This window comes from Alcaligenes pakistanensis (assembly GCF_014652815.1).
Classification (GTDB): domain Bacteria; phylum Pseudomonadota; class Gammaproteobacteria; order Burkholderiales; family Burkholderiaceae_B; genus Alcaligenes; species Alcaligenes pakistanensis.
The window spans coordinates 79,058-101,493 of the sequence record NZ_BMZN01000001.1; the positions used below are offsets into that span (position 1 = coordinate 79,058).

Below are 22,436 nucleotides of genomic sequence, written 5' to 3' on the forward strand. Positions count from 1 at the left end.
GCCTTTTGATTTTTGTCCGGAGTCTTGCCTTGTCTGAAACCGCTACCGTTGCACGCCCCTCGGGTCGATCTGCTGCACAATGCCGTCCTATCGAACTGGTGACTGGTTTTACCCGTCACGCCGAAGGCTCGGTACTGATCCGTCTGGGTGAAACCCATGTACTGTGCAATGCCAGCGTGCTCGACAAAGTGCCTCCCTTCCTGAAAGGCAAAGAACAGGGCTGGGTAACGGCTGAATACGGCATGTTGCCTCGTTCTACCCATACCCGTTCGGACCGTGAAGCCGCCCGTGGCAAGCAAAATGGTCGCACCCAAGAAATTCAGCGCCTGATTGGCCGCAGCCTGCGCGCTGTATTCGACCTGAAGGCCTTGGGCGAACGCACTATCCACATTGATTGCGATGTCCTGCAAGCCGATGGCGGCACCCGCTGCGCCAGCATTACCGGTGCCTGGGTGGCAGCCAGTCTGGCCGTGCGCAGCCTGCAAGAACAGGGCAAACTGCAAGCCTCGCCTATCCTGGATCAGTTAGCCGCCGTCTCAGTAGGCGTGTACGAATCCAATCCCGTGCTGGACCTGGATTATCTGGAAGACTCCAGCTGCGGCGTGGACATGAATATTGTCATGACCGGCAGCGGCAATCTGGTGGAAGTGCAGGGCACCGCAGAAGGGCAAACCTTTGCCCGCCCCACACTGAACCGCTTGCTGGATTTGGCCGAACAAGGCATCGCCGAGCTAATGCAGGCTCAAAAGCAAGCTTTACAGGGCTGATTGTTATGAATTGGGCCTGTCAAGCTCGCTGCGCCACACGGCCTGGCAGCAGGACAAGCCCGCTATTGGGACGCCGTGCCGTCCCGCGCAGCACCCACTGCCTGGCACGGCGCCTTGCCATCTTTACTGAACAGGGCGCGTTAGCGTCTGCAGCGACTTATGAACACTGAATCCAAGCGTGTGGTTCTGGCTTCCAATAACGCCGGCAAACTCAAAGAGTTTTCGGCTATCTTGGCCCAGGCCGGTATCAGTATGGTTCCACAAGGCCAGTTGGATATCCCCGAAGCCGAGGAACCCTTTGCCACTTTTATCGAAAATGCATTGGCCAAAGCGCGCCACGCCAGTCAGTTAAGCGGCTTGCCCGCCTTGGCGGACGACTCTGGTCTCTGTGTGCGCGCCCTGGATCAAGCCCCCGGCGTCTATTCTGCCCGTTTTGCAGCGCGTGAACGTGGCGGCGAAAAGTCCGATTCGGCCAATAACGCTTTGCTGGTAGAACGTCTGCAAGGCCAAAGTGACCGTCACGCCTGTTATGTGGCTGTTCTGGTGTATGTGCGCCATGCCCAGGACCCGCGGCCCATCGTGATTGAAGGCGTATGGGAAGGGGAGATTCAGGATCAGCCGGCAGGCGACAACGGCTTTGGCTACGATCCACACTTCTACCTGCCCGAACTCCAGCAAACTGCGGCACAGCTGTCCCCCGAGGTGAAGAACAAATACAGCCACCGCGCGCAGGCTATGCAAGCGCTGTTGGCACGTCTGGCTGCCGAGTAGACACATGACCGTTTTCTCTCCCGAGGTACGCATCCGGCCTGGTTCCGGACCCGCAACCCTATTGCCCAGCCTGCCGCCTTTGTCAGTCTACGTACACGTGCCCTGGTGCGTGCGCAAATGCCCTTACTGTGACTTCAACTCACACGAAGCCCCGGCTGAATTGCCTGAAAACGAGTATCTGGACGCCTTGCAGGCCGATCTGGAACAAACCCTGCCGCTGGTCTGGGGCAGACAGGTCATCTCCGTCTTTATTGGTGGCGGCACACCCAGTCTTTTGTCGGCCCAGGCCCTGGATCGCATGTTGGCCTTGCTGCGCTCGCATCTGAACCTGCTGCCCGATGCTGAAATTACTCTGGAAGCCAATCCGGGTGCCTCGGAAGCCTCGCGCTTCCTGGATTTCGCACAAAGTGGTGTCACCCGGATTTCACTGGGTATCCAAAGCTTTAACGACCAAGCCCTGAAGGCGCTGGGCCGTATCCACGATAGCCAACAGGCGCGCCAGGCTATTGAAGCCGCCATGAAAGCCGTGGATCGCGTCAATCTGGACGTCATGTACGCCTTGCCGGGCCAAACGCCCACGCAGTCGGAGCAGGACATTTTGCAGGCCATGTCGTATGAACCCGAGCATTTGTCGCTCTATCATTTGACGCTGGAACCCAATACGGTCTTTGCCAAATACCCGCCCGCTTTACCTGATGACGACGATAGCGCCGCCATGCAAGACAGACTGATCGAACTGACCGCCAGCCGTGGCTGGAATCAGTACGAGATATCGGCCTACAGCAAACGCGGCGGCCATAGCCGCCACAACCTGAACTATTGGGAGTTTGGCGACTATATCGGCATAGGCCCTGGTGCCCACGGCAAGCTGTCCTTTCACGACCGCATTATCCGCAGCGCCACCACCCGCAGCCCAGCGCAGTGGATGCAGAACGCTGTCAAGCGCGATGGCAGCCACTATGCGCACAATGCCCGCGTCACGCCTAAAGACTTGCCCTTTGAGTTCATGTTGAACGTGCTGCGTCTGAAAGAGGGCGTTCCGTCCCAATACTTCCAGGAGCGCACCGGCGTGCCACTGACGCAGATCCTGCCGGCGATCAAGCGCAATATCGAGAAAGGTTTGTTGGCTTCCGATCCTGTCCGCATTCGAACGACCGATTTAGGCTGGCGCTTTCTAAATGATTTACAGGAAGCATTCCTGCCTGATGAAGGTTCCTGACATTTAATTGTTTATTTAAGACATTTTTTATTGTGCATCTGCACAATTGCTCTACAATTAATTTCTGGTAAGTCCTATGCCATAACTACTTTATCGATGCCGGACTGTTTGCATCAATTCAGCCCCGATCTTGATAAGCGTATTTAAGACCTGCCGTAGTGGGTTACACAATGATCCGCGCCACTCCTTCTCTCTTTTTGTTAACGTCATTGACGCTGGAGTAACCATGTCCTCCCCCGAAGATGTTCTGAAGATCATCGCCGAACGCGAAATCACGTTTGTCGATTTCCGCTTTACCGATACCCTGGGCCGAGAGCACCACTTGACCACCCCTGCACACGCGGTGGACGAGGATCGCTTTGAGTCTGGTGTCGCCTTTGACGGCTCTTCCTTGCCTGGCTGGAAAGGAATTGAAGCCTCGGACATGTTGCTCATCCCGGACCCCAAGACGGCCCGTATGGATCCGTTCCGTGAAGAGCCCACCCTGATTCTGACCTGCGATGTGGTCGAGCCTTCCGATTTGAAAGGTTACGACCGCGATCCACGTTCGCTGGCCAAACGTGCTGAAGCCTACCTGCGCTCCAGCGGTTTGGGCGATACCGCGTACTTTGGTCCCGAGCCAGAATTCTTCGTGTTCGACGGTATTACCTGGAACGACGATATGTCGGGCAGCTTCGTGAAGATTCGCTCCGACGAAGCCCCCTGGTCGCGTGGCCTGGAACTGAATGGCAATAACCTGGGTCACCGCCCTGGCATCAAAGGTGGCTACGTTCCTGTTTCGCCTACGGATTCGTTTGCAGACCTGCGCTCTGAAATGTGTTTGCTGCTGGAACAGCAGGGCGTTCCTGTTGAAATCCATCACCACGAAGTGGCAGCTCCTGGTCAATTGGAAATCGGTACTCGCTTCTCGACCCTGGTCGAGCGCGCGGACTGGAACCAGATCATGAAGTACACCATTCACAACGTGGCTCACGTGTATGGCAAAACGGCGACGTTCATGCCCAAGCCTGTAGTGGGTGACAACGGTTCGGGCATGCACGTCCACCAGTCCATCTGGAAAGATGGCCAGAACTTGTTTGCCGGTAACGAGTACGCAGGCCTGTCCGAGTTCGCGCTGTTCTATATTGGCGGCATCATCAAGCACGCCCGTGCCCTGAATGCCATCACCAACCCCACGACCAACTCCTACAAGCGTCTGGTTCCGCATTTTGAAGCTCCGGTCAAACTGGCGTACTCCGCCCGTAACCGTTCGGCCTCGATTCGCATTCCTTACGTCAGCAACCCCAAGGCACGTCGTGTGGAAGCCCGCTTCCCCGATCCAATGGCTAACCCATACCTGGCTTTCTCGGCCTTGATGATGGCCGGTCTGGACGGTGTGCAGAACAAGATTCACCCCGGCGATGCAGCCGACAAAAACTTGTACGATCTGCCCCCCGAAGAGGATGCAAAAATCCCAACCGTTTGTGTGTCTCTGGAACAAGCCATCGAGTGCCTGGACAAAGATCGCGAATTCCTGACTCGCGGCGGTGTATTCAGCAATGAAATGCTGGATGCCTTCATCGAGCTGAAGCAAGCCGAAATCACCCGTCTGCGTATGGTCCCGCATCCGGTTGAGTTCGATATGTACTACAGCCTGTAAGATCGAAGGCACTGGCTTTGTTTGCCAGTACGATCCAAAAGAGCGGCCTGCGGGCCGCTCTTTTTATTGGCTCTGCAGCGAAGCTGCATGAACGGTATCTGTCAATGAGGTCAACATTAGTCTTGGCAAGATTTTCTTAGATAGCGCTGCTAAGGCAAGTACTTGGGTACTTGCACGTATCAATTAAACGATTACCATACGCAGTCAATAAATCACTATCGTCATGGACGTAAAGATGGACCTGGTTTTTCAATGGAAGCAACTGGACGATCTGTCCACGCGGGAACTGTACGCCATCATCCAGGCTCGGGAGGCGGTGTTTGTCGTGGAGCAATCCTGCGCCTATCAAGAGGTAGATGGGCTGGATTTGCGTTCCTGGCATCTTTCAGTACTTAAAGATGGGGAACTGGCCGCGTATGCCCGCGTCGTCGAACCCGGCCTGAAATATGATCAGCCATCAATTGGGCGTGTCCTGACGCTGGCCAAATTCAGAAGCCTGAAAATTGGCTATGCCCTGGTGGCCGAAGCCATTCGCTTTACTGAAGCTCACTATCCCCGCGCAGGCATACGCATCGGAGCCCAGGCGCACTTGCAGAGCTTCTACGGTTCTTTAGGCTTTAAACCGGTGGGCGACATTTACGACGAGGACGGTATTCCTCATATTGATATGGTTAAGCCAGCTAAAGCAGTCACGTGCCGGGGCAGCAAATGATAAGCCGTGAACGCTAATCCACGCTTGTGCTTAAACCGGGCAGTGCGCCACTATCACGCTGCGTCTTTAAATAATCAATCAAAGCACGTGCCGCGTTCGACAAGTGCCGTCGATGCGTATAAGCCAACACCAGACGCAGGGGTGCAGGAGGCAAGGGCAGGGGAACGGGGATCAAGCGCCCTTGATCAATGTCCTTTTGACAAGCTTGCTGCGCCAAAATCGCAAAGCCCAAGCCTTTGAGCGCTCCAGCACCAGCCAATAAACCGCTATTAACGCGAAAGCGGCTAGACACATTCAAGATCTGGAAATTTCCGTCAGGCAGCACAAACTGCCAAGCTTGGCCGTCCAAGGCCGTATCCGTCGTAATACAAGGCAAATGCTCCAGCTCTTCCAGGCGCGTCGGCATCCCGAGCTGTTCAATCAAAACGGGGGCTGCCACGACCTGGCAATCAAAAGAGCACAGATCCTGCACGACCAAATTACTATCGGGCAAAGCACCACGACACATTAACAAGGCCAGATCAAAATCCTGCGTCAGCACCTTAGGGCCTTCCAGATTGGTCTGGCAATGCAGTTCAAGATCAGGATGCTGCTCTGCAAAATCTGCCAACATCGTTGCCAATAAAACCGGGCCTACTTCCGAGGGGATACAAATCCGCAAACGTCCTGACAGACGCGTGCGCTGATCCAGCAAATCCTGTTCTGCCTGCTTCAAGGCTCCCCACCAAGGCTGCACCGTATCAAACAAACCCTGGCCTACGCTGGTTAAACGTAGCTGCCGAGAACTGCGCTCCAACAGCCGCTGACCCACTTGCCGCTCCAGCTGGGCGACATAACGGCTGACATTCGAAGTCGGTAAAGCCAGTGCCTGGGCAGCTGCCGTGAAACTGCCACTTTCCGCCACTTGAACAAATACCCGCAAAGCATTCAGATTCAGCTGAGGCGTCATGACAAAGATCCCGATTTTGATAAATCAATATTAAAATTATAGAGACTACATATCAAAATCGCGAAGAACTAGGCTAGGGCCTTGTTTCTTTATGGCGATCACTATGTCTGAATCTGAAGTTTTACGTCCCCAGCTACAGGCTAGGGCCGTCTCGTTCATCCAGTTTGTACATGCATTGGAGTTCATGGCACTCACTCCCTTATTTGTATGGATGGCCGTAGATTTTGACGTTCCTCCTGCGTATGCCGGTTATGCCGCCTCTGCCTATATGGGATCAGCCGCCTTATCCGGTGTCTTGGCAGCTCGTTGGATGCACAAAGCCCCTTTGAAGCCCTTGCTGCTTTTAGCCTTGTGCTTACTTGCCATATTGACCGGCTTAGGCGCCCTTGGCTCGGACTTTTTGCTCTTTCTTGGGCTGCGTCTGGGGGCTGGCCTATTGGGTGGCTTTTTAATGAGTGCAGCTATGACTTTGCTGCTCAATGGCATGAATGCCGAACAGCGCACAGACGCGATTGCCATTGTGGTCAGCGCTTTCGCCTTGGTTAGCATTGCAGGTATGCCCGCTGTCTTGTTCATTGCTGTGAACCTGGGTTGGCGTACTGCCATGCTGGTTCTGGCCGGACTTTGCCTATTCGCGGGCCTAGTGGCGTATTTCTTCCTGCCTGCCAGTTCACAGGCTACAGCGCAAACACCGAGCAGTTCTTTGGGTAAAGACGCCTGGCGCTGGCTAAGCTTGCCTGCTATCGCCCAAGCGGGCTCGCTATTGCTGATTCCAGTACTGATTCCCGTCTTGGCACTACGCTATGACACGCAGCTGAGCCAAATGCCGATCATTTTTATTTTGGGCGGGGTCGCCGCTTTGCTGGCTTCGCGTCTGTCTGCGCTAGGTATCAAGAAATGGGGAGAGACGCTCATGGCCGATCTAGGAACACTGGCTTTACTCCTGTCCCTGATCTTGCTGGCTCTAGGCTGGGCCACAGCGCAGGGATTCATGATCGTATTTATGGCTGGAACTTATACCCGGCTAGTCTGCGCCAGTGCCCACAGCGCTAGCTATCCCAGTCCCGCCCAGCGAGGCCGTTTCATGGCATTGCAAACTACTGGTAACCATATAGGCAGCTTTATCGCCTTGGCCATTCCAGCCTTCGTTCTGAGTGATCAGGATGTCTCGCTTGCCGGGCTAAATACCTTGCTACTCCTGACAGCTGCAACAGCCCTAGCCTTGCCGTTTTTGATGCGGCTCGCACCCTCTGAGCAGCGCAGTAATACACAAGCAGCCAATCACTAACTACTAAATCACTACACCTGTTTACTGCTAGCCCAAGCCTCCTTGCCTAAGGTGTCAGATAAACGTTTGTATCAGCGCTTGGGAGGGTTGTACCGCAACCGGCATCACGTCAAAGGAATCGCATATGGCAACCCACACCGCCAAACATGCTGAGCTTGTTCGCATGGTGACTGCAGAATATATCTGCCCCAAGGTCCTAAAGCAGGCGCGCAGCTTACCCTGTTACTACGACTCTATTTGCTCACCGCGTAGAAAAGCCTGGGCCCGCTGCGCCATAATCGCTTCCCGGCGGATGAAGTCCGCCACGAAATCATTCACCGGACGATGGTGCAGGCTGTAAGGGGTATCCCACTGAATAATCTTGCCGGCCTGCATCACCCCGATACGGTCGGCAATGGCAAAGGCTTCAGCCTGGTTATGCGTCACCAGAATGGCGGTAATACCGGCACTTTTAAGGATATCGCGCACCTCAAAAGCCAGGCGCTCGCGCGTATCCACATCAAGATTGGAGAAGGGCTCGTCCAATAAGAGCAAAGAAGGTTTGGGAGCCAAAGCCCGCGCCAAGGCCACACGCTGTTGCTGGCCACCGGACAACTCATGCGGATAACGTTGTGCCAAACGAGCCAAATCCACCAGCTCCAGCATCTCCAGAACCCGTGCCTGCCGTTCACCTTTGTCCCATTTACGTAGGCCAAAGCCCACGTTCTTCTCTACCGTCAAATGGGGAAAGAGGGCGTAGTCCTGAAACATCATGCCTACCTGACGATGCTCAGGAGGGACTTGCTGGGATATGGCAGACAGCACGCGGCCATTAAGCAGAATCTGCCCTTCACGCAAAGGCTCGAAACCGGCAATCGCCCGCAAGACCGTGGTTTTACCGCAGCCTGATGCACCCAGCAAACAGCCAATTTCCCCTTGGGGTACCTGCAAGCTGAGCTGGTCTACGACAGGCCGAAAGCCTTCAGACGTTTCATAGGACAGGGTGATCGCCTGCAAATCCAGAAAATCGTTCATGATGCGCGTGGGCCAGAGGCCATCAATTGAGTACGTGCCAATAAAATAACGGGAATCAAACCGGCCAGAACAATGGCCAAGGCGGCAACAGCGCCTTCCTCATACGTTCCGCGAGCGGCCTCTGCATACAACCAGGTTGCCAGCGTCTCGAAGTTCATCGGACGCAGCAGCAAGGTTGCAGGCAGCTCCTTCATGGCATCCACAAAAATCAATAAAGCAGCCGCGCCCATGGCGGGCCGCAGCAAAGGCAAGTGCACGCGTTTCAGCGTACCCGCCGGAGTTTCACCCAATAAGCGGGAAGCCTGTTCCAGCGAGGAGGGGATACGTGCCAGACCGGCCTCTATACCGCCAATCGAAATGGCCAAAAACCGCAGTGTGTAAGCCAGCACCAAGGCCAGGGTCGAGCCCATTAACAACAGGCCGGTAGACGAGATCCCGAACCAGGATAAAAGCTGATTGTAAAAGGAGTCGAACATCACTAAGGGTGTAAGCAGGCCAATCGCCAAGACCGTACCCGGAATGGCATAGCCCAAGCTACTGACACCCGCCAAGAAACGTGCCAGACGGGGTTTGCTTCCTGAACGCACAGCACGAGCCGACCAGGCCATGATCAAACCACAGGATAAGGTGGCCATGGTGGCCAAGGCAGCAATATATAAAGTGTTCCAGGCGCTGCTAAGCAGTTGCGCCGACAAGCCGCCGGTTTGCATCACATGCTTGATGCTTTCATTTAGTAAATACAGGGAAGGGGCCACAAAACCCACCACAACGGGAGCCACGCCCAAAGCAATGGCGACACAGGCTGCCGCCCCTTTCAACTTTGTAGGGCGTATGGGTTCCGAGCGCTGATTGCTGGAATAGGACTGACGACGACGGCCATAACGTTCGATACTGATCAGCGCGGCCACCAGACAAAGCATGGACACCGCAATTTGTGCAGCCCCCGCTAAATCGGAGCGCGTCACCCACGTGGTGTAGATGGATACAGTTAAGGTCTGCACACCCAGGAATTCAGAGGCACCAATATCGTTCAAGGTTTCCAGCAGGGCCAAACTGACACCCACTGCAATCGCAGGGCGAGCCATCGGCAACACCACACGGAAAAACACGCTCCGGCCTGATTCACCCATAATGCGTGCCGCTTCCAGCAAGCTGGCCGATTGGGTGGCAAACATGGCTCGCGTGCTCAGATACACATAGGGATAGAGCACTGAACCCAGCAAGAAAATGGCACCGCCCAAGGAGCGCAGATCAGGCAGGCGGAATTCGCGCGGGCTGCTATAGCCCAAGACATAGCGGATTGCGGATTGAATCGGGCCAATCGGATGCAGCAAATCTAGATAGGCAAAGGCCACGATATAGGTGGGCACCGCCAAGGGCAGAAGCAAGGCCCATTGCAATACACGTCGTCCGGGAAACTCGTAAGCGGTAATCAGCCAAGCTGACCCCACCCCCAAACAGCTGACCACCACGCCTACCCCCAAGAGCAGCAACAAGGTATTGCTCATGGCCTGGGGCAGCACAAACTGGAACAGGTGCGACCAATGCTCGGTCGAGCCGCCTAAAGCGTAAGTCAGCAGCGTAATCACAGGTGCTGCCACCATAAGAGCAATTAATGCAGCAGCCAGAGACCAAAGGGGCAGACGACGGAAAAAGGACATTATTAGAAGCTAGGTATTACCGGCGCTTAAATGCGCGACGACCGCCGCTCTGATTTCTCAAAGCTGGCGGTCGTAGAAAAAGAGTAGGGCGATTTTAATTGTCGAAGCCAACTTTATCCACTAACTCGCTGGCTTGCTTGCGATGTTTGGCGATTTCAATCAGCGGCAAAGAGTCAATGGTCATGGCACCAAAGCTGGCCACAACCGGATCGAGCTCTACGCCCGCGCGCACGGGATATTCATAATTGGCCTTGGCGTAGAGGCTCTGGGCTTTCTCGGAAACCAGGTACTCCAGCAGTTTGACAGCATTGTCCTTATTAGGGGAGTGCTTGGCTACGGCCGCACCCGAGATGTTCACGTGTGTACCGCCACCCTTGGCATCCGCGAAAGTAGGACGTACCACATTGATGGCTTCACCCCATTTGTAGGCATCGGTACCAGGCTCGGCGTTCTTCATACGGCCCACGTAGTAGGCATTGGCAATACCCACATCACAAATGCCACCCAGAATATCGCGGGCTACATCACGATCACCGCCAGCGGCCTTACGACCCAAATTGTCTTTCACGCCACGCAGCCACTGTTCAGTTGCTTCTGCGCCATTGTGCGCAATCATCGCTGCGACCAAAGCGGTGTTGTAAGGGTGCTGACCGGAGCGGATACACACTTTGCCTTTCCATTTAGGATCAGCAAAATCTTCGTAGTGAATGCTCTTCACATCCACATCTTTGGCCACATACGCCACTCGATCACGCAGGGACAGGGAGTACCACTGATTGTCCGCACCGCGCAGATTGGCGGGGATGGCACTGGTCAACTCAGCAGATTGGACCGGCTGGGTAATACCGGCTTCCACTAGATCCAGCAGGTTGCCAATGTCTACCGTCATCAGAATGTCGGCAGGGGATTTGTCGCCTTCAGTTTTCACACGCTCGATCAGACCATCTTTGACGAACACCGTGTTGACCTTCACGCCCGTGTCTTTGCTGAAGGTCTCCAGCAGGGGAGTGATCAAGCCAGGTTCGCGTGTTGTGTAGATATTGACTTCGCCAGAGGCAAAGGCAGCCATCGACATGGTGCCCAGAGCGGACAATAACAAGGCCTGGGTCAAGGCACGATTACGAAGATTAAAGCGCATCATCAACACTCCAAAAACAGGCGAAAATAGCGAAGAAGCCGGAAAATGTGAATGATTATCAAACGTATGCAGAAACTAGGCAAGAGCTATTTAGGCGCCAGCGCGGCCATCAGCGCAAAACCAGGGGAGCAGACCTGCCAAGCCAGGGAAATAGCGGCTTCCAAAACTTAATGGTAAGTCCTGATTGCGATCAAATCGTATTGCTGAATGAGCATAGATTTACCTGGGGAACTCGGTACAATGGTCAAATATTTGCTTACTTATCCGGGCTCTTTTGCCCCTTTATACGACAACTATCATGGCAGCTTTCAATACCGAACAAGTGCTCAGCGTCCACCACTGGAACGACACATTGTTCTCATTTACCACCACCCGCGACGCCGCCCTGCGTTTTCATAATGGGCACTTTGTAATGATCGGTCTGGAAGTGGATGGCAAGCCGCTCATGCGCGCTTACAGCATCGCCAGCGCCAACTATGAAGAAAATCTGGAATTCCTCAGCATCAAGGTGCAGAACGGCCCCTTGACCTCGCGCCTGCAGCACTTGAAGGAAGGCGACAGCATTCTGGTTAGCCGCAAGCCCGTGGGCACCCTGGTCATTGACGACCTGCGCGCTGGCCGCAATCTGTTCCTGTTTGGTACCGGCACCGGTCTGGCCCCTTTCATGAGCATCATCAAAGACCCCGACACCTACGAGCGCTTTGAAAAAGTGATCCTGGTACACGGCGTGCGTTTCGTCAGCGAACTGGCGTACTCGGATTTTATCCAGAACGAGCTGCCCCAGAACGAATACTTCGGCGACGTGGTACGTGAAAAACTGCTGTACTACCCCACCGTTACCCGCGAAGAATTCCGCAATACCGGCCGCATTACCGACCTGATCGATTCGGGCAAGTTATGTGCAGACTTGGGTATTCCTCAATTGGATCCGGCTCAGGATCGCGCCATGCTGTGCGGTAGCCCCGCCATGCTGACCGATATCAGCGCCATGCTCGACAATCGCGGTTTCGTGGTCTCGCCGGGAGTTGGCCAGCCGGGTGACTACGTCATTGAGCGCGCCTTCGTCGAAAAATAATCACGCCAAGATCTGTTAATTTTAGCTATAGGCGCTTAAACTCTGATAGTACAACACTCATCAGAGGTTTCTTATGACTAAGCAAGTCGTCTTCACCGATGCCGCTCCGGCAGCCGTAGGCCCTTACTCTCAGGCCATTATCGCTTCAGGCGGCAAGACCGTGTTTTTGTCGGGTCAAATCGGTCTGGAGCCTGCCACTGGCGAACTGGTATCTGAAAATTTTGAAGGTCAGGTCCGTCAGGCATTTGCCAATCTGGAAGCCGTGGTCAAAGAAGCAGGCGCTAACCTGGGCGACATCGTCAAACTGACCTTGTTCCTGACAGATCTGTCCCGCTTTGCCAGCGCCAACGCCATCATGGCCGAACTGATTCCTCAGCCTTTCCCGGCACGCTCCACCATTGGTGTGGCCAGCTTGCCCAAAGGCGCTCAGTTCGAGGTCGAGGCCATCCTCAATTTCTAAAGACGTATCGCCATGACCGCGGGTCGGCCTGCGCCTCAGGCCAAACGGGCGGCGCCACGCAAAGCGCTCAGTCTGGATCAGAAATTTGAAAAGCTCGGCCTGCTAGAGCCTGCCGACTTTGTGGTCCATCTCCCTTTGCGCTACGAGGACGAGACTCAGGTGGAGCCTATTGCTCGTCTCTATCCTGGCAAGATGGCGCAAATCGAAGGGCGCATCCTGAGTACGGATGTCCAAGCACGTCCCCGCGCGCAATTGCATGCACGCATTGCAGATGACAGCGGGGAGTTGGCCTTGCGCTGGCTGCACTTTTATCCCAGTCAGCTCAAACAGCTGCAAGGCGATTTACCTTTGCGCGTGCGTGGCGAAGTGCGCCAGGGCTTTCATGGCCTGGAAATGGTGCATCCTAAAGTCACCAAAGCCGGCCAGCCCCTGGCCAGTGCCTTGACCCCTGTGTATCCCACCACTGATGGCCTAAGCCAGGTGCAGTTGCGCAAAGCAATTGCCGATGCCTTGAATCATGCGGATCTGCGCGATACGTTGCCCGAAGAAGTCCGTACCGAATATGGCCTAATGCCTTTTTCCCAGGCAATCCGGCTCTTGCACTATCCACCTCCCGAATTAAGCTACGACGATTTGTTCGAGCAAGGACATCCTGCCTGGAGCCGCATCAAATTTGATGAGCTGCTGGCGCAGCAACTGTCTCTGGCCCAAGCACGTGCAGCCCGTCAGGCGCAGCGCTCCAAGCCCATGAAAGTGGGCAATAGCGAGTTGACCAAGGCTTTATTGGCCTCTTTACCCTTCACGCTGACGGCTGCCCAAAAACGCTGTGTAAAAGAAATCAGCGCGGATATGAAGCGCTCTTATCCTATGCATAGACTCTTGCAGGGCGATGTGGGGAGCGGCAAAACCATTGTGGCGGCCATTGCTGCAGTCCAAGCGATTGCCAGCGGGTTTCAGGTCGCCCTGATGGCACCGACCGAGATTCTGGCCGAACAGCACTATTTGAAAATGCGGTCCTGGCTGGAACCCTTGGGCATAGAGCTGGCCTGGTTAAGTGGTAGCTTGGGTGTAAAAGCCAAACGATTGGCCTACGAGGCTATCAGCTCCGGCCAAGCCAGACTGGCGATCGGCACCCAAGCTCTGATTCAAGATAATGTGCAGTTCCAGCAATTAGGCTTGGTCATTCTGGACGAGCAGCACCGCTTCGGCGTGGGCCAACGTCTGGAACTGAATCGCAAAGGCGATGCACAAGACAAGAAAGGCCAAGCCTACCTGCCGCATCAACTAAACATGAGTGCGACGCCTATCCCACGCACCTTGGCCATGGCCTTTTTTGCAGACCTGGACGTGTCTGCTATTGACGAACTGCCACCCGGCCGCAGCCCCATTATTACCAAACTGGCTGCCGACAATCGCCGTGACGAGATCATGGCGCGCGTACGAGCTGAAGTGGCCCAAGGTCGACAAGCCTATTGGGTTTGCCCCTTGGTTGAAGAAAGTGAAGCCCTGCAATTACAGACGGCTGTTGATACCCATGCCGCTCTTGAGTTGGCCTTGGCACCACTGCGCGTGGGGCTGATTCACGGTCGCCTGGCCTCGGCGGACAAAGCCGGCGTCATGGAAGCCTTCAGAACCGGAAACCTGGATGTTTTAGTGGCCACGACCGTTATTGAAGTGGGGGTGGACGTGCCCAACGCCTCCCTGATGATTATTGAACATGCCGAACGTTTTGGTCTGGCCCAGTTGCACCAGCTGCGTGGCCGGGTAGGGCGGGGCCAGATTCAATCCGTCTGTGTGCTGCTGTACCAAGCACCGTTGTCGGCCATTGCCCGCCTGCGTTTGCGTGCCATGTACGAAACCACGGATGGCTTTGAAATTGCCCGCCGCGATCTGGAGCAGCGCGGTCCCGGTGAGTTCATGGGGATGCGTCAATCCGGACAGGCTGGCTTGCGTTTTGCCAGCCTGGAGTCCGATGAAGATCTGATCGAGCAGGCCCAGACATTGGCCAGCACCTTTCGCCGTGATTATCCAGACCACGCTAACCACCATTTACAGCGCTGGATGAAGGGCCGGGAAGAATTACTACGTAGTTGACCCAAGGTCTTAATGCTGTTTTGCACAAGGAATTGTCATGACATTGACCGAGCTGAAGTACATCGTTGCCGTGGCACGCGAACGTCATTTTGGACGTGCCGCCGAAGCTTGCTTTGTAAGCCAACCCACGCTGTCGGTGGCGATTAAAAAGCTGGAAGACGAGTTAGGCGTGGTCATCTTCGAGCGTGGCGGGCCCGAAGTGGCTATTACTCCGATCGGATTGCGCATCGTCACTCAGGCACAGAAAGTGCTCGAAGAGGGCGCCAACCTGCGTGAGATTGCCCGCCAGGGTCATGATCCTTTAGCAGGGCCCTTGCGACTTGGCATTATTTACACGGTCGCTCCCTATCTGCTGCCCAAGCTGGTGCCCAAGCAGATCGAGTTGACCCCGCAAATGCCACTTTTATTGCAAGAAAACTTTACCGTGCGCTTGTTGGAATTGCTGCGCCAAGGCGAGATTGATTGCGCCATTGTGGCCTTGCCTTTACCAGAAACAGGGCTGGTCATCCGCGAGTTGTACGACGAGCCATTTGTGGTTGCCATGCCCCATGAACATGCCTGGGCCAAGCGCAAAGAAATCGATCCGGAACAGCTGAAAGACCAGACGATGTTGCTTCTGGGAGCTGGCCATTGCTTCCGGGATCAGGTGCTGGATGTGTGCCCGGAACTGTCACGCTTCTCGGCCTCCAGCGAAGGCATACAGCGCACCTTTGAAGGTTCGTCACTGGAAACCATCCGGCATATGGTGGCTACTGGTATCGGGCTGACAGTGCTGCCCGCCAGCTCTTTGAATGCCCCTGGTCAGGCCAATGATCTGCTCGCTTATGTACCCTTCAAAAAACCCATCCCGGATCGTCGCATTGCTTTGGTCTGGCGCAAAAGTTTTCCTCGTGTCTCGGCCATTGATGCCTTGACCCGTGGGATCATGGAAAGTGGCTTGGGTGGAGTCAATTACTTAAAAGTCGAATACAACAGCAATTTCCCGTATCCTGAACTAGCGTAAGCCGCACACATACTGCGTGTTATTCTGCTTCAGTACCTATTTAGCCCTCTGTTTAACAGGAGTCCATTATGGCAAAAGCCGTGAAAGCAGTGAGTAAAACCGCCAAGGTCACCAAGGCCGCAGACGCCCCAAGCACCGATACCAAGGCCGCCGTTGCAGCCGATGTAAAGGCTGAACTCAAACCCGCACCCGCTAAGGCCCCCGCCAAAAAAGTGACTGCTAAAAAGGCCGTCGCCAAAAAGCCTGCCACTGCTGCCAAAGCTCCCGCAAAAGCCGCTGCCAAGCCAGCTGCTAAACCTGCTGCAAGCAAGCCCGCCGCGACCAAACCGGCAGCAGCGGCCAAACCCGCCGCACCCGCAGCCGTCAGCAGCGCGTTGAAAATTGACATCGGTATTTCCACTGCAGATCGTGCTGCTGTGGTCAAGGAATTGTCCAAGGTACTGGCCGACTCCTACACCGTGTACTTGATGACGCACAACTTCCACTGGAACGTCACCGGCCCCATGTTCAAGACACTGCATGAGCTGTTCATGACGCAGTACACCGAACTGTGGCAAGCCCTGGATGATATCGCCGAGCGTATTCGCGCCCTGGGCCACTATGCCCCCGGCACCTATGCCGAGTTCCAGAAGCTGTCGTCCATTTCGCAGCCCACTTCCGTGCCTAACGCCACCACCATGATCGAACTGCTGGTCAAGGGTAACGAAGCCTTGGCTCGTACCGCTCGCGCCGCCTTTGATCGTGCTGACTCCGCAGACGACCAGCCTACGGCTGACCTGTTGACACAGCGCCTGGACGTGCACGAGAAAAACGCGTGGATGCTGCGCAGCTTGCTGCAGTAATACCGTCTTTATCGCCTTAACGAGCGATAAAACAGGGCCACCATCAGGTGGCCCTTCTTATTCCTCCTATAGAAAACCCTGAATTGCAGCCCAAGGCAGGCATATCGCCCTGTTATCGGTGTATGCTTTCCTGCATATTCACGGAGGTGTTTTCTATGAAAATTCGTTTCACTCCTGTTGCAGCGGCCATGAGCCTGGCAACGGGTCTGCTCTTGTCCGGTGCTGCTCACGCTGACAACATTCGTATTGCTCTGGCCGGTCCTTTCACAGGCTCGGTGACGCAGTACGGCGATATGGTCAAACAAGGCGTCGATACGGCTATCGAACAGATCAATGCTGCCGGTGGTGTTCTGGGCAAACAGCTCGAACTGGTCACTGTGGATGATGCCTGCGAACCTAAGCAAGGCCCCGTCGCTGCCAACCGTATCGTGAATGACAAGATCCACTATGTCGTCGGTCACGTTTGTTCGGGTGCCACCATCGCTGCCACCGAAATCTATAACAACGAAGGCGTCTTGATGGTCACCCCTTCGGCAACGGCTCCTGCCGTCACCGATGGCAAAGGCTACGAAATGATCCTGCGCACCATCGGTCGCGACGATCAGCAAGGCCCAGCTGCAGCCAAGTTCATCCTGGAGCAGATCAAGCCCAAGAAAGTAGCCGTGCTGCACGACAAACAATCCTACGGTCAGGGTATTGCTGCTTCGGTTCGCTCCGAGCTGCAAAAAGCCGGTACTGAAGTGTCCCTGTTCGAAGGCATTAATGCCGGTGACAGCGATTACTCCGCCGTCATCACCAAGCTGAAATCCACAGGCGTGGACTTTGTGTATTTTGGTGGCTACCACCCAGAAATGGGCCTGTTGCTGCGCCAAGCGGCGGAACAGGGCGTAAAAGTCCACTTCATGGGCCCAGAAGGCGTGGGTAACCCGGACATTAACGCGATTGCTGGTAAAGCAGTTGAAGGCATGTTGCTGACCCTGCCTGCAGACTTCTCGCAAGATCCGGACAACCAGGCCATTGTTAAGGCTTTCCAGGACAAGAAGCGTGACGCTAGCGGCGCGTTCCAACTGTCGGCTTATGCGGCCACCATCGCCATTGCTGAAGGCATCAAGGGCGCTGGCGCTGATGATCCTGTGAAAGTTGCCGAGTACCTGCACGCCAACAGTGTGAAAACACCTATCGGCCAAATCAGCTGGAACAAGCAGGGCGACCTGAACGACTTCAAATTTGACGTCTTTAGCTGGCACGCTGACGGTAGCAAAACTGTCTACAACAAGTAATCCCTGATTCTTGCTTGTAAAAAAAACCGGCCTTCGGGCCGGTTTTTTTATTGTGCGATCAAGCGGCATTGCCACGTTCGGTTCAGTCCTCGATACGCAAGCCTGTATCCCGATCGAACCAATGCAAGGGGTGGGGCGGCATATAGCCGATCTGAATAGCCTCACCAATTTGGATGGGGTACTTGCGAGTCTGCTCAATCGGGCAGCGCACAATAATGCGGTAGTCCCCACAGCCCAAATGCAATAGCTGCTCGGAGCCCAGAATCTCCACCATTTCCACCTGGGTAGTCACGCCCGGTACATGAAGTTGGATATGCTCTGGCCGTATGCCCAGGAACACCTTACGGCCACGTACTGAAGCCGGCACCATATCAGGAGTAAATTGCACAGGCTGGTCATTGTCTTGTCGAATTTGGCCGGCTTCATTCACATGAACAGGCAAGAGGTTCATAGGTGGTGAACCGATGAAACTAGCCACAAAAACCGAGGCAGGTTTCTCGAATACCTCGCTAGGGGTACCGATCTGTTCTGGCATGCCTTGATTCATCACAATCATGCGCTCTGCCAGCGTCATAGCCTCGATCTGATCGTGGGTGACATAAAGGCTGGTGGTTTTCAGGCGACGATGCAGTTTTTGAATTTCCAGCCGCATCTGAACCCGCAGCTTGGCATCCAGATTGGACAAAGGCTCATCAAACAAAAACACCTTGGGCTCACGCACAATGGCTCGGCCCATCGCCACTCGCTGACGCTGTCCACCGGAAAGCTGACCAGGGCGACGCTCCAGCAAGGCGCCCAATTCCAGGATGGATGCTGCCGCATTGACCCGCTGCTTGATCTCGTCCTTGGAGAACTTACGGATCTTCAAGCCATATGCCATATTGTCGAACACCGACATATGAGGGTAGAGCGCATAGTTCTGGAACACCATAGCGATATCGCGCTCAGCCGGTTCCAGATCATTCACCATCTTGCCGTCAATATAGACCTGGCCTTCGGTAACAGACTCCAGGCCCGCTACCATACGCATCAAGGTGGATTTCCCACAACCAGACGGGCCCACAATGACGACGAACTCGCCATCACTCACGTCTACATTAATGCCGTGAATAACGACCGTGCCGTTCGGATAGGTTTTCTTGACGCCTTCAAATCGTAAGCTAGCCATTCAATAAAGCCTGTAGAGAATTACTTTTCGGAGTCGATGAGGCCCTTGACGAACCACTTTTGCATCAGCATCACCACCAGTGCAGGTGGGATCATGGCTAAAAGGGCTGTCGCCATCACCACGTTCCATTCAGTCACACTGTCACCACCGGAAATCATGCGCCGGATACCCACCACAATCGGGTACATATCCTCTTGTGTGGTGATGATCAGCGGCCACAAATACTGGTTCCAGCCGTAAATAAACTGAATCACAAACAGGGCTGCAATGCTGGTTTTAGATAAGGGCAGCAGCACATCTTTGAAAAAACGCATGGGACCCGCCCCGTCGATTCGGGCGGCCTCGATCAATTCATCGGGCACCGTCAGAAAGAACTGACGAAACAAGAATGTCGCCGTCGCAGAAGCAATTAAGGGCAGGATCAGGCCCCCATAGCTATCCAGCAACTGAAGGTCCGCCACGACCTTGTAGGTGGGCATAATGCGCACTTCCACTGGCAGCATCAGGGTGATGAAAATCATCCAGAAAAACAGCATGCGGAAAGGGAAGCGGAAATACACCACAGCAAAGGCCGAGAGCATGGAAATAATGATCTTGCCGACGGCAATTCCCAGCGCCATTACCATGCTGACCATCAACATGCGTCCTACCGGCGGAGCATTGGTTGCCTTGCCCTGCAAAGCCGTCACGTAGTTCTCCACCATGTGCGAGCCAGGCAGCAGCGACATGGGCGCACGGGCTACTTCAGCACTGGTTTGGGTCGAGGCTACAAACGTGATGTACAGGGGCAGTGCAATCACGATCACACCCAGAATCAGGGTCAGATGAGTGAAAAAATCAAGAATAGGGCGTCGTTCAACCATGACTATGTTCCTTGCTACGCATCAGCTGTACGTCACTTTGCGATCAATATAGCGGAACTGAATCACCGTCAGCGCCACAACCAGCACCATCAACACCACAGACTGAGCCGCCGAAGATCCAATATCCAAGCCACGGAAACCCGTGTTGTAGACCCGGTAAACCAGAATCGAGGTAGCTTCGCCCGGACCACCTTGACTGACCACATCAATAATGGCAAAGGTGTCAAAGAAGGCATAAATGATATTGACGACCAGCAGGAAGAAGGTCGTGGGCGCGAGCAAGGGGAACACAATGGCCCAAAAACGGCGCATAGGGCCCGCACCATCCATGGCAGCCGCTTCAATCAAGGAGCGCGGAATGGCTTGCAGGCCAGCCAGGAAAAACAGGAAGTTGTAGGAAATCTGCTTCCATACCGAGGCGATAACTACCAGCAGCATGGCGTCATTACCATTCAAGCGCGGGTTCCATTGAAAACCATGTTCCAGCAAAAACACGGCCACAATCCCCACCGAAGGAGAGAATAAGAACAGCCACAACACGCCGGCAACCGCAGTTGCCACGGCATAAGGCCAAATCAACAAACTGCGATAGAGCAGGGCACCACGCACTACGCGATTGGCCATTACAGCCAGCACCAGCGCAATGACCAATCCCAATACCGACACCGCAGCCGAAAACATCGCCGTCGTGGTGAACGAGGCTCTATATTCCGCGCTACTGAACAGTTCGGCAAAATTTTCCAGGCCAACAAACTGCGAAGATAGGCCAAAGGGATCTTCCAGATGAAAAGCCTGCCAAAGCGCCTGACCGGCGGGCAGAAAAAAGAAGATCAGGGTGATGGCTAGCTGCGGAGCAAGTAGCAAATAAGGCAGTGTCTTATGACGAAAGACGACACGTTTTTCCATAGGTTTGCGCGCGGTGGGAAAGGAGCGCCACCATCAGGGTGGACAGACTGAAAGGAAACGAAAAGCGTATGAGCCGCTTGGATTAGCGGGTGTCAACATGCTGGCAGTAACACCAAGACACCCTCAGAAGCTGCACTCATACGCTCGATTGTAAACCACCCGCCCAAGGCGGGACGGGCTTACTTCACGCTCTTCTCAAAGCGTTCCAGCAGTTCATTACCACGGTTTTGCATGGCTTTCAAACCTTCTTCAGGTGTGACTTTACCTGCGAAAACCTGTTCCATCACACCGTCTTCGATGTCACGAATCTGGGGCAAGGAACCCAGGCGGATACCACGCGAGTTCTCGGTGGTGCTGGCATCCAGCTGTTTCACCGCCACATCCGCACCGACGTTCTTGGTGTAGAAGTCGGATTCTTTGGTCTTTTCAAAGCCCGCTTTGGTCACTGGCACGTAACCCGTGTCTTGGTGCCAGGCAGCAGCTTGCTCAGGGCTGGAAATAAAGTGGAAGAATTCGGTCACGCCTTTGTAGACCTCATCCGACTTCTTGGCGAAGACCCACAGGGACGCGCCGCCAATAATGGAGTTCTGAGGCGCACCTTGCACGTCACTGTAGTAAGGCAGGCTGCTGGTGCCGAACTCAAATTCGCCTGTTTTGATGATATTGGCGCGGTTACCGCTGGAGCCGGTGAACATGCCGCACTTGCCACTGGTAAACAGGGCATTGGCGGTATCGCCACGACCACCGTACGAGAAGGTACCGTCCTTGGACATATCAGTCAGGAAGGTCAGGTGCTTCAGGAATAGAGGATTATCCAGTTGCAGGCGGGCGCTGGGGCCGCCAAAACCGTTATTCTCACTGGCAAAGGGGATATTGTGCCAAGCGGCGAAGTTTTCCAGCAGAATCCAGGATGGCCAGGAAGAGGTGTAACCACACTCTTGGCCAGACTCACGCAGTTTCTTGGCAGCTTCATGCAGTTCCTGCCAGGTTTTCGGTGGCTTCTCGGCGTCCAGCCCCGCCTTTTTGAAGGCGTCTTTATTGTAATAAAGCACAGGGGTAGAGCTGTTGAACGGCATGGAAATCAGCTTGCCTTCGTTGGACGAGTAGTAGCCTGCCACAGCCCCCAGGAACTCTTCCGGTTTGATGGCTTTGCCGGCTTTTTCAGACATTTCCTGTACCGGCTGAATGGCCCCTTTAGCCGCCATCATGGTAGCGGTGCCGACTTCAAAGACCTGGAGAATATCCGGGGCATTGCCGGCACGGAAAGCGGCCACACCGGCGTTCATGGATTCGCCGTAATTGCCTTTGTACGAAGCTTTAACCTGGTAGTCCGACTGAGATGCGTTAAAGTCTTTTACTAATGCATTAACTCGCTCGCCCAAAGCTCCTTCCATCGAGTGCCAGAACTGAATTTCCGTTGCTGCGTGTGCAGTGCCTATGGAGGCAATCAGACCGGCCAGAGACAGGGCAAATAGTTTTGTTCGCATCGGGGCTTTCTCCTGATAAAAGATGCCGCTAAGGTGTAGCAGGTTTTAAAACTCAAGCTTATGACTTGTTTATGACGCTCTTATGAATGTATCCATTCCA

Annotated in this window: 20 protein-coding genes; 12 read left to right on the forward strand and 8 right to left on the reverse strand. The window is 54.6% G+C overall.

Annotation, left to right across the window (positions count from 1 at the left end; genetic code table 11):
* The first annotated feature begins 29 nt into the window (after nucleotides 1-29).
* The 5 genes from rph to IE156_RS00385 all read left to right on the forward strand — a co-directional run bounded on the left by rph (nucleotide 30) and on the right by IE156_RS00385 (nucleotide 5,108).
* Complete coding sequence (rph, locus tag IE156_RS00365) at nucleotides 30-767, forward strand: ribonuclease PH (RefSeq protein ID WP_189390521.1); 738 nt, start codon at nucleotides 30-32, stop codon at nucleotides 765-767.
* A gap of 159 nt (nucleotides 768-926) precedes the next feature.
* Entirely contained in the window at nucleotides 927-1,538 is a 612-nt protein-coding gene (rdgB, locus tag IE156_RS00370; RefSeq protein WP_189390522.1) for an RdgB/HAM1 family non-canonical purine NTP pyrophosphatase, read from the forward strand.
* Between the two features lie 4 nt (nucleotides 1,539-1,542).
* Nucleotides 1,543-2,757 (forward strand): radical SAM family heme chaperone HemW, encoded by a 1,215-nt coding sequence (gene hemW / locus IE156_RS00375; RefSeq protein ID WP_229840805.1) that lies wholly within the window; start codon nucleotides 1,543-1,545, stop codon nucleotides 2,755-2,757.
* Nucleotides 2,758-2,983: 226 nt separating this feature from the next.
* Nucleotides 2,984-4,396 carry a type I glutamate--ammonia ligase gene (gene glnA / locus IE156_RS00380; RefSeq protein WP_189390523.1) on the forward strand — a complete coding sequence of 471 codons (1,413 nt, stop codon included), beginning with the start codon at nucleotides 2,984-2,986 and terminating at the stop codon, nucleotides 4,394-4,396.
* Nucleotides 4,397-4,631: 235 nt separating this feature from the next.
* Nucleotides 4,632-5,108, forward strand: a complete 477-nt coding sequence (locus IE156_RS00385; RefSeq protein WP_189390524.1) for a GNAT family N-acetyltransferase — start codon at nucleotides 4,632-4,634, stop codon at nucleotides 5,106-5,108.
* Between the two features lie 13 nt (nucleotides 5,109-5,121).
* Here the strand turns inward: IE156_RS00385 and IE156_RS00390 are convergent, their stop codons facing one another.
* On the reverse strand, nucleotides 5,122-6,057 hold the full coding sequence (locus tag IE156_RS00390) for a LysR family transcriptional regulator (RefSeq protein WP_189390525.1): 936 nt from the start codon (nucleotides 6,055-6,057) through the stop codon (nucleotides 5,122-5,124).
* Nucleotides 6,058-6,160: 103 nt separating this feature from the next.
* Between IE156_RS00390 and IE156_RS00395 the strand changes: the two genes are divergently transcribed.
* A complete protein-coding gene (locus IE156_RS00395) occupies nucleotides 6,161-7,345 on the forward strand; it encodes an MFS transporter (RefSeq protein ID WP_189390526.1) in 1,185 nt (394 codons plus the stop codon).
* Between the two features lie 225 nt (nucleotides 7,346-7,570).
* Here the strand turns inward: IE156_RS00395 and IE156_RS00400 are convergent, their stop codons facing one another.
* The 3 genes from IE156_RS00400 to IE156_RS00410 form a co-directional block, all read right to left on the reverse strand.
* Nucleotides 7,571-8,359, reverse strand: coding sequence for an ABC transporter ATP-binding protein (locus tag IE156_RS00400; protein WP_189390527.1), 789 nt, complete (start codon nucleotides 8,357-8,359; stop codon nucleotides 7,571-7,573).
* Nucleotides 8,356-10,020, reverse strand: a complete 1,665-nt coding sequence (locus IE156_RS00405; protein ID WP_189390528.1) for an ABC transporter permease — start codon at nucleotides 10,018-10,020, stop codon at nucleotides 8,356-8,358. Before IE156_RS00405 ends, IE156_RS00400 begins: the two co-directional genes overlap by 4 nt.
* Nucleotides 10,021-10,114: 94 nt before the next feature.
* Nucleotides 10,115-11,158, reverse strand: coding sequence for a Fe(3+) ABC transporter substrate-binding protein (locus tag IE156_RS00410; protein ID WP_189391344.1), 1,044 nt, complete (start codon nucleotides 11,156-11,158; stop codon nucleotides 10,115-10,117).
* Nucleotides 11,159-11,456: 298 nt separating this feature from the next.
* On the opposite strand from IE156_RS00410, the gene IE156_RS00415 reads away from it, so the two are divergent.
* The 6 genes from IE156_RS00415 (at nucleotide 11,457) to IE156_RS00440 (ending at nucleotide 17,912) form a co-directional block, all read left to right on the forward strand.
* Complete coding sequence (locus IE156_RS00415; protein WP_189390529.1) at nucleotides 11,457-12,233, forward strand: ferredoxin--NADP reductase; 777 nt, start codon at nucleotides 11,457-11,459, stop codon at nucleotides 12,231-12,233.
* Between the two features lie 73 nt (nucleotides 12,234-12,306).
* Entirely contained in the window at nucleotides 12,307-12,693 is a 387-nt protein-coding gene (locus IE156_RS00420) for a Rid family detoxifying hydrolase (RefSeq protein ID WP_042480596.1), read from the forward strand.
* A 12-nt stretch (nucleotides 12,694-12,705) separates the two neighbouring features.
* A complete protein-coding gene (gene recG, locus IE156_RS00425; protein WP_189390530.1) occupies nucleotides 12,706-14,787 on the forward strand; it encodes an ATP-dependent DNA helicase RecG in 2,082 nt (693 codons plus the stop codon).
* Nucleotides 14,788-14,824: 37 nt separating this feature from the next.
* A complete protein-coding gene (locus tag IE156_RS00430; protein WP_189390531.1) occupies nucleotides 14,825-15,790 on the forward strand; it encodes a LysR substrate-binding domain-containing protein in 966 nt (321 codons plus the stop codon).
* Nucleotides 15,791-16,164: 374 nt separating this feature from the next.
* On the forward strand, nucleotides 16,165-16,632 hold the full coding sequence (locus IE156_RS00435) for a Dps family protein (RefSeq protein WP_189391345.1): 468 nt from the start codon (nucleotides 16,165-16,167) through the stop codon (nucleotides 16,630-16,632).
* Between the two features lie 155 nt (nucleotides 16,633-16,787).
* On the forward strand, nucleotides 16,788-17,912 hold the full coding sequence (locus IE156_RS00440; RefSeq protein WP_189390532.1) for a branched-chain amino acid ABC transporter substrate-binding protein: 1,125 nt from the start codon (nucleotides 16,788-16,790) through the stop codon (nucleotides 17,910-17,912).
* Nucleotides 17,913-17,994: 82 nt separating this feature from the next.
* Here the strand turns inward: IE156_RS00440 and IE156_RS00445 are convergent, their stop codons facing one another.
* The 4 genes from IE156_RS00445 to ugpB all read right to left on the reverse strand — a co-directional run bounded on the left by IE156_RS00445 (nucleotide 17,995) and on the right by ugpB (nucleotide 22,336).
* Nucleotides 17,995-19,080 carry a sn-glycerol-3-phosphate import ATP-binding protein UgpC gene (locus tag IE156_RS00445; RefSeq protein ID WP_189390533.1) on the reverse strand — a complete coding sequence of 362 codons (1,086 nt, stop codon included), beginning with the start codon at nucleotides 19,078-19,080 and terminating at the stop codon, nucleotides 17,995-17,997.
* Nucleotides 19,081-19,100: 20 nt separating this feature from the next.
* Entirely contained in the window at nucleotides 19,101-19,943 is an 843-nt protein-coding gene (ugpE, locus tag IE156_RS00450) for a sn-glycerol-3-phosphate ABC transporter permease UgpE (RefSeq protein ID WP_189390534.1), read from the reverse strand.
* A 21-nt stretch (nucleotides 19,944-19,964) separates the two neighbouring features.
* A complete protein-coding gene (gene ugpA / locus IE156_RS00455; protein WP_189390535.1) occupies nucleotides 19,965-20,849 on the reverse strand; it encodes a sn-glycerol-3-phosphate ABC transporter permease UgpA in 885 nt (294 codons plus the stop codon).
* A 179-nt stretch (nucleotides 20,850-21,028) separates the two neighbouring features.
* A complete protein-coding gene (gene ugpB, locus IE156_RS00460) occupies nucleotides 21,029-22,336 on the reverse strand; it encodes a sn-glycerol-3-phosphate ABC transporter substrate-binding protein UgpB (protein WP_189390536.1) in 1,308 nt (435 codons plus the stop codon).
* Nucleotides 22,337-22,436 lie beyond the last annotated feature (100 nt).

Excerpts from the sequence above, each read along its gene's own strand:
- IE156_RS00385 (WP_189390524.1), top strand. The coding sequence starts at position 4,632 with ATGGACCTGGTTTTTCAATGGAAGCAACTGGACGATCTGTCCACGCGG.
- IE156_RS00445 (WP_189390533.1), bottom strand. The coding sequence starts at position 19,080 with ATGGCTAGCTTACGATTTGAAGGCGTCAAGAAAACCTATCCGAACGGC.
- rdgB (WP_189390522.1), top strand. The coding sequence starts at position 927 with ATGAACACTGAATCCAAGCGTGTGGTTCTGGCTTCCAATAACGCCGGC.
- IE156_RS00420 (WP_042480596.1), top strand. The coding sequence starts at position 12,307 with ATGACTAAGCAAGTCGTCTTCACCGATGCCGCTCCGGCAGCCGTAGGC.
- ugpA (WP_189390535.1), bottom strand. The coding sequence starts at position 20,849 with ATGGAAAAACGTGTCGTCTTTCGTCATAAGACACTGCCTTATTTGCTA.
- IE156_RS00415 (WP_189390529.1), top strand. The coding sequence starts at position 11,457 with ATGGCAGCTTTCAATACCGAACAAGTGCTCAGCGTCCACCACTGGAAC.
- IE156_RS00390 (WP_189390525.1), bottom strand. The coding sequence starts at position 6,057 with ATGACGCCTCAGCTGAATCTGAATGCTTTGCGGGTATTTGTTCAAGTG.
- ugpE (WP_189390534.1), bottom strand. The coding sequence starts at position 19,943 with ATGGTTGAACGACGCCCTATTCTTGATTTTTTCACTCATCTGACCCTG.
- IE156_RS00410 (WP_189391344.1), bottom strand. The coding sequence starts at position 11,158 with ATGCGCTTTAATCTTCGTAATCGTGCCTTGACCCAGGCCTTGTTATTG.
- ugpB (WP_189390536.1), bottom strand. The coding sequence starts at position 22,336 with ATGCGAACAAAACTATTTGCCCTGTCTCTGGCCGGTCTGATTGCCTCC.
- recG (WP_189390530.1), top strand. The coding sequence starts at position 12,706 with ATGACCGCGGGTCGGCCTGCGCCTCAGGCCAAACGGGCGGCGCCACGC.
- IE156_RS00430 (WP_189390531.1), top strand. The coding sequence starts at position 14,825 with ATGACATTGACCGAGCTGAAGTACATCGTTGCCGTGGCACGCGAACGT.
- IE156_RS00440 (WP_189390532.1), top strand. The coding sequence starts at position 16,788 with ATGAAAATTCGTTTCACTCCTGTTGCAGCGGCCATGAGCCTGGCAACG.
- IE156_RS00395 (WP_189390526.1), top strand. The coding sequence starts at position 6,161 with ATGTCTGAATCTGAAGTTTTACGTCCCCAGCTACAGGCTAGGGCCGTC.
- IE156_RS00405 (WP_189390528.1), bottom strand. The coding sequence starts at position 10,020 with ATGTCCTTTTTCCGTCGTCTGCCCCTTTGGTCTCTGGCTGCTGCATTA.
- glnA (WP_189390523.1), top strand. The coding sequence starts at position 2,984 with ATGTCCTCCCCCGAAGATGTTCTGAAGATCATCGCCGAACGCGAAATC.
- IE156_RS00400 (WP_189390527.1), bottom strand. The coding sequence starts at position 8,359 with ATGAACGATTTTCTGGATTTGCAGGCGATCACCCTGTCCTATGAAACG.
- hemW (WP_229840805.1), top strand. The coding sequence starts at position 1,543 with ATGACCGTTTTCTCTCCCGAGGTACGCATCCGGCCTGGTTCCGGACCC.